Origin of the sequence: Bacillus sp. JJ1533, assembly GCF_036965045.1 — a bacterium.
GTDB lineage: Bacteria > Bacillota > Bacilli > Bacillales > Bacillaceae_L > Ferdinandcohnia.
Map to the genome: position 1 here is coordinate 61,847 of NZ_JBALOV010000041.1, position 7,162 is coordinate 69,008.

Annotated in this window: 10 protein-coding genes; 1 reads left to right on the forward strand and 9 read right to left on the reverse strand. The window is 39.1% G+C overall.

Translation table 11 applies throughout. The annotated features are described in order from the left end of the window. Positions 1–4: 4 nt before the first annotated feature. The 9 genes from spoIIIAE to V7138_RS21875 all read right to left on the reverse strand — a co-directional run bounded on the left by spoIIIAE (position 5) and on the right by V7138_RS21875 (position 6,450). The gene (gene spoIIIAE, locus V7138_RS21835; RefSeq protein WP_335401581.1) at positions 5–1,201 is read right to left on the reverse strand and encodes a stage III sporulation protein AE; all 1,197 of its coding nucleotides are present in this window, start codon (positions 1,199–1,201) and stop codon (positions 5–7) included. A 25-nt stretch (positions 1,202–1,226) separates the two neighbouring features. Next, positions 1,227–1,616 (reverse strand): stage III sporulation protein AD, encoded by a 390-nt coding sequence (gene spoIIIAD / locus V7138_RS21840; protein WP_083849220.1) that lies wholly within the window; start codon positions 1,614–1,616, stop codon positions 1,227–1,229. A 14-nt stretch (positions 1,617–1,630) separates the two neighbouring features. Then, positions 1,631–1,837, reverse strand: a complete 207-nt coding sequence (gene spoIIIAC, locus V7138_RS21845) for a stage III sporulation protein AC (RefSeq protein WP_010284588.1) — start codon at positions 1,835–1,837, stop codon at positions 1,631–1,633. Between the two features lie 15 nt (positions 1,838–1,852). After that, complete coding sequence (spoIIIAB, locus tag V7138_RS21850) at positions 1,853–2,368, reverse strand: stage III sporulation protein SpoIIIAB (protein ID WP_335401583.1); 516 nt, start codon at positions 2,366–2,368, stop codon at positions 1,853–1,855. Then, positions 2,369–3,292, reverse strand: a complete 924-nt coding sequence (gene spoIIIAA, locus V7138_RS21855) for a stage III sporulation protein AA (RefSeq protein WP_335401584.1) — start codon at positions 3,290–3,292, stop codon at positions 2,369–2,371. It lies immediately after the preceding gene. 77 nt (positions 3,293–3,369) lie between these two features. Then, positions 3,370–3,651: a YqhV family protein gene (locus V7138_RS21860; RefSeq protein WP_335401586.1), complete on the reverse strand. Its 282-nt coding sequence runs from the start codon at positions 3,649–3,651 to the stop codon at positions 3,370–3,372. Positions 3,652–4,176: 525 nt separating this feature from the next. Beyond that, positions 4,177–4,734: an elongation factor P gene (efp, locus tag V7138_RS21865; protein WP_335401590.1), complete on the reverse strand. Its 558-nt coding sequence runs from the start codon at positions 4,732–4,734 to the stop codon at positions 4,177–4,179. Positions 4,735–4,774: 40 nt separating this feature from the next. Beyond that, positions 4,775–5,836 carry a M24 family metallopeptidase gene (locus V7138_RS21870; protein WP_335401592.1) on the reverse strand — a complete coding sequence of 354 codons (1,062 nt, stop codon included), beginning with the start codon at positions 5,834–5,836 and terminating at the stop codon, positions 4,775–4,777. A 92-nt stretch (positions 5,837–5,928) separates the two neighbouring features. Beyond that, the gene (locus tag V7138_RS21875) at positions 5,929–6,450 is read right to left on the reverse strand and encodes a YqhR family membrane protein (protein WP_335401594.1); all 522 of its coding nucleotides are present in this window, start codon (positions 6,448–6,450) and stop codon (positions 5,929–5,931) included. Positions 6,451–6,743: 293 nt separating this feature from the next. On the opposite strand from V7138_RS21875, the gene V7138_RS21880 reads away from it, so the two are divergent. Then, a complete protein-coding gene (locus V7138_RS21880) occupies positions 6,744–7,151 on the forward strand; it encodes an SA1362 family protein (RefSeq protein WP_335401597.1) in 408 nt (135 codons plus the stop codon). The last annotated feature ends 11 nt before the right edge of the window (positions 7,152–7,162 follow it).

A 7,162-nucleotide genomic window follows, 5' to 3' on the forward strand; every position in this document is an offset into this window, starting at 1 on the left:
TTTCTTATCTGACCATCAAAGTCAAGTTTCCTGCTGCGACAATGACCGTGATGCTCAGGAAAAACATCAGAGAGACAATTGCTAATGCGGCAAAAATATATACAACACTTTTACTAATGATATCCAAGCAAGCAATAACTGGTCCTCCGCCAAGTGGTTGTAAGAGTGCGGCTGCTAGCTTATAAATTAAAGCTAATGACAATACCTTAATTGCCGGAAACGCAGCAATTAGCAGTAGAATGACCACCCCAAAGATTCCAACTGTATTTTTTAAAATAACCGAAGCACTTATAACCGTATCGGTAGCATCTGTGAACATTCGGCCAATTACTGGTATAAAATTACCGGTAATAAATTTTGCCGTTCGAATTGTAATTCCATCTGCAACTGCTGTCGTAGTACCTTGTACAGATATAACTCCAAGAAAAATGGTAAGGAACACGCCAATGATTCCAATACTTACATTTCGGAGTAACTGGGCAAGCTGCGTCACTTTGTATTGTTCACTTAAAGTACTCACAATGCTCAGTAGAGCAGCCATGAACAAAAGAGGTAATACGATATATTGAATCAAAAGCCCGCTTGTATTCATTAAAAATAATATCAGCGGATGGAAAAAGGCTGCTGATGCAATCCCACCTGATGATGCCACCAAAGCAAGCAATAAAGGCACAAGCGCTAAGATAAAGTTAATCATTGACTGGATGGCTTCCTCTGTGTACATGATCGCAACTCTGAAGCTATTTAATGCGATGATAATGAGCACCATATAGACAATTGCGTAAGCCACTTTGCTGACAGCGCTTTTCTCAAATGAATTTTGCAAAGTTTGCAAAAACATACTAAAAACCGTAAGCATAATTAGTGTGCTAAGAAGCTTTCCATTTGCAATTAACTCGTGAAATACAAATTTGACAAGTCCAAGTAGCCACTCCTTCAATGACAGCTCCTTCTCGCCGCGAATGAATTCTAGTAAACTACCTTTTTGGCTCTCAGGTAAATATCCTCCATAATCCGTAACAATTTCATTCCAAAATTGTTGTATTTCATCGATGCCAAGGGTTTCTAGCTGTTCCTCAACTTGATCTTGAATTTGATTGTCGATAATTTCTTGTTGCGAGGGTGAGGCTTGTACAAATTGAGGTAAAGAAAAAAAGAAAAGAATAAAAAAAAGAAAAGAAAAAGCTTTGCCGCTGGTCACCCAACCACCCCCTTGAAAACCAGATTTAACTAGGAATAAGTCCAATGATTGTTTCTATTAATACTGTTAAAATTGGTATCGCCATTGCTAAAATTAAAATTTTTCCTCCGAGTTCAATCTTTGAGGCAATTGATCCTTGACCTGCATCCTTTGTAATTTGGGCTCCGAATTCTGCGATGTAGGCAATTCCAATGATTTTAAGAATGGTCTCCACATAAACTGTGTTCACATTAGCGTTAATCGCGACCTTCTCAAGCATCCGGATGATATCTGAAATTTCTCCGACTAAAAAGAGAAAAATCACACAGCCAATAAACACGACAAGCATAAAAGCAAAGGTAGGTTTTTGTTCTTTTACAATAAGTGCCAGAAAGGTTCCAATTAAACCTAATCCAACGATTTGTATAATCTCAATCGCTCATCCCCTCCTTACCCCTGAAAGAGGAATACAGCTTTGATCTTTTTAAAGAGGTCCTCTACGATTGTTGCAACCATAAACAGGATATAGATGAAGCCCAATAATGTAACCCACTGGGCATACTCCTTTTTACCCATCTGATCTAGGATTGTATGGAGAAAGGCAACCACAATTCCTACACCGGCTATTTGAAAAATAATATTTACATCCACTCCCATTCGCTTCTTCTCCCCCTAAATCAATAAGATGACTACTAATAATCCAGACAAAAAGCCCAGGCTTTTCACCATTTTTTCATAACGTAATTGTCTATCTTTTGCTTCGTTTTCTTCTCGTTCAAGATGGGTAATCGCAAGTAAAATGTGCTTCTGTTGTGAGGTTCTGTCATGCTGACCAAGCGTCTCTCCAAACTGCTGAAGAATTTCGATTTCTCCTTGATGGAAAGCGGTCAACATGGATACCTCTTTCAGACTCTCATCCCAAGCAACCTTTACACTTACCTCACCTGTTTGAAGACGTTTTGCAAATCCTTCGAAAAAATAGGAAATAGGCTTTGGAATTTGTCGTGAAAGATGAGTAGCCACATCGATCAATGGAACATGTCCATACATAATTTCCGCTTCTAGTGATTGTAATGCTGTTTTCAGCATCCTCAACTGGCGAGGTCGCTCACTCAATTTACGGGCCGCCTCAAATCCAGCCCATGTTGTGGCAAGTAATATTAAAACTGCACCGATTATTTTTATCATCTACGTCACGCTCACTTTTGGTAAAAGTTGCTTTCCAGTCGACCCTAGGATCGCTTTTACAGTACCTGGTCCATTTGTGCGTGATAGCTCTACAAATCTCTCGATTACCCCGGCATTAATTATTTTTTCTAGAGACGGCCGCTTAATAAGGTCGGAAAGCTGATGACCATGTGCGGTGACAATCAAGCTAACGCCCGCATTCACAGCCTCCATAATCGCCTGACTGTCTTCCTCTCTACCAATCTCGTCTACGATTAATACATCTGGACTCATCGAGCGGATCATCATCATCATGCCCTCCGCCTTCGGACAGGCATCCAGGACATCTACTCTTGGTCCTAGTGAAGCTTGTGGAACCCCTTTTACACATCCTGCAATCTCAGATCGTTCATCAACTATCCCGACCTTCATTGCGGGAATGCCTCTCGATTCAATTCCCGAGCTGATCATCCTTGCAAGGTCCCTTAATAAGGTCGTTTTTCCGGTTTGCGGCGGACCAATGATGATGGTGTTTTTCCAATAGGAGTCATAAAGATATGGCGCAAGTGGTGCAGCGACGCCAATTTTTTGTTTGGCCACTCGAATGTTAAAAGAAGTAACATCGCGAATTGCTTTGACCATGCCATTTTCCGTAATGACCTTACCAGCTAGTCCCACTCGGTGCCCTCCTTGGATCGTGACATAGCCACGTTTCAGTTCTTCCTCAAGTGTATAAATTGAGTACTGGCCTAGCTTGTTGAGAAGCTGAATGGCATCTTCGCCTGTAACGATATAGTTGAGGAATACTGGGATTCCATTCTCGATGATTTCTAGTGGTCTTGAGACCCTAATTCGAATTTCTTCCATTTTTTCTATGCGTTCTGGAGGATACTTGGTTATTAGGTTAGCGATTGATTTCGGTAAAACCTCGATTATTTGTTTCATAAAAGTAAACTCCTCACATACTCTCTCATATTTCAATGTATGCTAGCTTGACCACATTATGCCTACTCCTCTGATTTCTACCGGAAGATTCCATACAAAATAAACGCAACCCCAAGCCCTATGAAAATAAGCTTTGAATAAGACAGCTGGTCAGCCAATCCGATTAGACCGATCGACATCGTCGCAATTAATATCAGTGGTCCCACAATCGCGAGCATTGCATTGACGGCTAGCGCTTTCTTCACATCATTAAAAGTCAGCATTAAAATGGCCGCCGTAATCTCTAAGCAGCCAGAAATAATACGCAGCCCAGCCATTGTCAAAACAGTAGAATCAAACATCGAAAACATTCGTTTCATCATAGTCCCCACCTAATAAAATTTCATTTGTACAACCTATGCTTGTTCATGAAATTTCAGAAGCGAAAATTTTTTGGGGTGGATGGTGGAGAGGTGGGAGAGTTGCTGAGATGATTGGAGTTAATTGGATTTACCGATTTTTGGGTGTTTACGGGTTTCGTTTTTGCAAAATTTTAGAACATGGGGACATCTTTTGAATTTTGTAGGTTTACATTTCACTAATTTTATCCATCTGAGCGCCTCTTCATCATGTTTACTGGTTACCAGTCTCCTAGATTTATCCACCTGAGTGCTTCTTTATCACATTTGCTGGTTATCTCTTTCCTAATTTTATCCATCTGGGTGCCTCTTCTTCATTTTTACAGGTTATTAATCTCCTAGATTTATCCATCTTTGTGTTTATTTTTCACGTTTACTGTTTCCCTTTCCTAATTTAATCCATCTTGGGTGCTTCTTTTTCTTTAAATTTACTCAAAAAAAGAACCCACCGCTAACGGTGAGTCCTTAATAAAATCTCAATATAGATTATGCACGTGAGATATAAGATCCTTCTTCTGTGTTGATGATTAACATATCCCCTTCGTTAATGAAGAATGGAACTTGAACAATTAAACCTGTTTCAAGAGTAGCTGGTTTTGAACCGCCAGAAGCTGTATCTCCTTTGATGCCAGGCTCTGTTGCAACAACTTTAAGCTCAACTGTATTAGGTAGTTCGACTCCAAGTGTTTCACTTTGGAACATCATGATGTGAACTTCCATATTTTCTTTTAAGAATTTTAACTCATACTCAATTGAAGATGCTGGCAGCTCGATTTGCTCGTAGGATTCATTGTCCATGAATACATGTGAATCACCATTTGCATATAGATACTGCATTCTGCGGTTTTCGATTTGTGCTTTTGCTACTTTCTCACCAGCACGGAATGTTTTTTCTTGAACTGCCCCAGTACGAAGGTTACGAAGCTTTGAACGAACAAATGCAGCACCTTTACCTGGCTTCACGTGTTGGAAATCCATAACTCTCCAAATCCCGCCGTCTACTTCAATTGTCAAACCTGTACGAAAATCGTTAACTGAAATCATATACTATTTCCTCCTAATTCAATTGGCGACAAAACGTTGTCTATAAAATAATTAAGTCCTTTTTAGAGAAAGTCAGAGCTTCGTTGCCATCTTTTCGAACAACGAGATCGTCCTCAATTCTCACGCCACCCAATCCTGCTATGTATATTCCTGGTTCACATGTTACGATCATGCCTGGTTCAAGCACAATATTTGATCTAAATGACAATGCTGGCTGCTCATGAACCTCCATACCAAGACCGTGGCCAGTAGAATGACCAAAGTAGTCACCGTAGCCTTTCTCCGCAATATAATCACGAGTTAGAGCATCAGCTTCTTTTCCTGTAATGCCAGCCTTGATGCCTGCCATTCCACGAAGTTGTGCCTCTAAAACAACATCATAAATGTTTTTTAGTTCGTCGCTTGGCGTACCCACAGCGACAGTACGTGTGATGTCAGAACAATATCCTTTATAATATGCGCCATAATCAAGAGTTACAAAATCACCTTGTTCAATCACTTTGTCACTTGCTACCCCGTGCGGTAAGGCAGAGCGATATCCTGATGCCACAATTGTGTCAAATGAAGATGAAATTGCTCCTTGCTTACGCATAAAGAATTCTAACTCAGTGGAAACTTCAATTTCTGTTATACCAGGACGAATCACATCTAAGATATGAGTAAAGGCGGCGTCAGCTATCTCCGCAGCTTCCTTTAATATCTTAATCTCTGACTCTGTCTTAATCAAGCGTAACTTTTCAATTGCACCTGTAACAGGGACGAGTTCAGCTTTTACTTCTTGGTCATATGCTGTATAAGTGGCATATGACAAGTCCTCTTGTTCAAATCCAAGTTTTTTGATTCCCATTTTTTCGGCTTGTTTTGCAACCTCTTCAATAATAGGACCTGAGTGTTGCACAATTTCAAAATCTTTCACCTGTTCATTTGCTTGCTCCACATAGCGAAAATCTGTAATAAAAACTGCCGCATTTTCAGAGATGAGGGCAACTCCAGCTGTACCGGTGAAGTTTGTTATGTAACGTCTGTTATAGCTATTTGTAACTAATAATCCATCGATTCCGAAGCCAGAAAAACTCTCGCGTAATTTTTCTAATTTACTCATCTAGCTTTCCCCCTAAGTGCTCGAATACGTAAAACACCCTAAAAATAGAATGTTCAAACAAGAACATTCTATCATAATTTTACCAGATGTACCTACTCATTTGTCGAGACGGCTTGCCTTTCGCCCTTCATTTCATTTTCTTCGAAAGAAATCGAGTAACCAATAAAGACACCATATAGAATGTAAAAGCATATTGTAGTAATAACTGTATTACGTTCTAATTCGGCCACGGTTTTAATATCCGGAAAAATCGGATTAAACACATAAAAAACAATAAGCCATAAAACGATGCCAAACACGGCACCAACCCAAATGGATTGAAATTTTTTTAGAAAAGCATAATATAAAAGTGCTACACCGATTGATAAAATACCAATCATAAAAATTCCAATAAACTGACCTAACACACGATTTTTCCAATCGCCAAGGATCCACGGCTTTAGAATTAGATTAGGACTTAACTCTGTAAAATGGAAAACATACGTTAAATAGGACAGCAAACTCCAAAAAATTCCCCCGAACAAACCGATTACGACAACCTTACTAATTAAAGACATATCTTCGTCTTTTTTGTTTTGCTCAAGTTCTGGATTCTTTTTTTCAGTATCTACCATAGGTCAACACCTCCATTTGCTAGTATGTCCCGAACTTTTTTGTTCTATTTGAAAAAGATTCGTGGAAAAATGTGTAGCAATGGAAATTGCTGGGTACAATAGTAAATGTTTAGTGGAATAAAAATAAAATTGTCATAATTGATGTTGTTAACATAGAGGTTTATTCGTATATCTTGTAGAATATATATANNTAATAAGAACTACTAACATTTCGATTATTCAAATGAAATATACGAGCAACAACATATTGTTTTTCAATACAATATAAGAATAGTTTTCAGGAGGTGTATCTCATGAATCGTCGTAAATCAAATATAGTCGTTATGATTTTACTAGGATTAGGTGCACTTGGTTTTATCTACACTCTTTTCACTCGTCCAGGTTCCTTACTCGTGCAAGCAGGCATGATTTTCCTATTCATTGGTATAATCTATCTACTATATAAATTTGTGATTAGTCGACGAATGGGAGGAAGGGAACATTCCGCTTATTTACGCGCAGCAAAACAATCAAGGAAGCGATTCAAAACAGGAAGCCAGAGGAAATCCCAGACGTTGGGAGTAGGTAATAAGAAATCTACGACAAGCACGACTAAACGATCGACAGTATCGTCTATTCATAAAAAGCGAAAAACGAATCCGACACACTTGACCGTAATCGAAGGAAAAAAAGGAAAAAAGAAGAATCGAGCATTATTTTAACTTTATTCAGC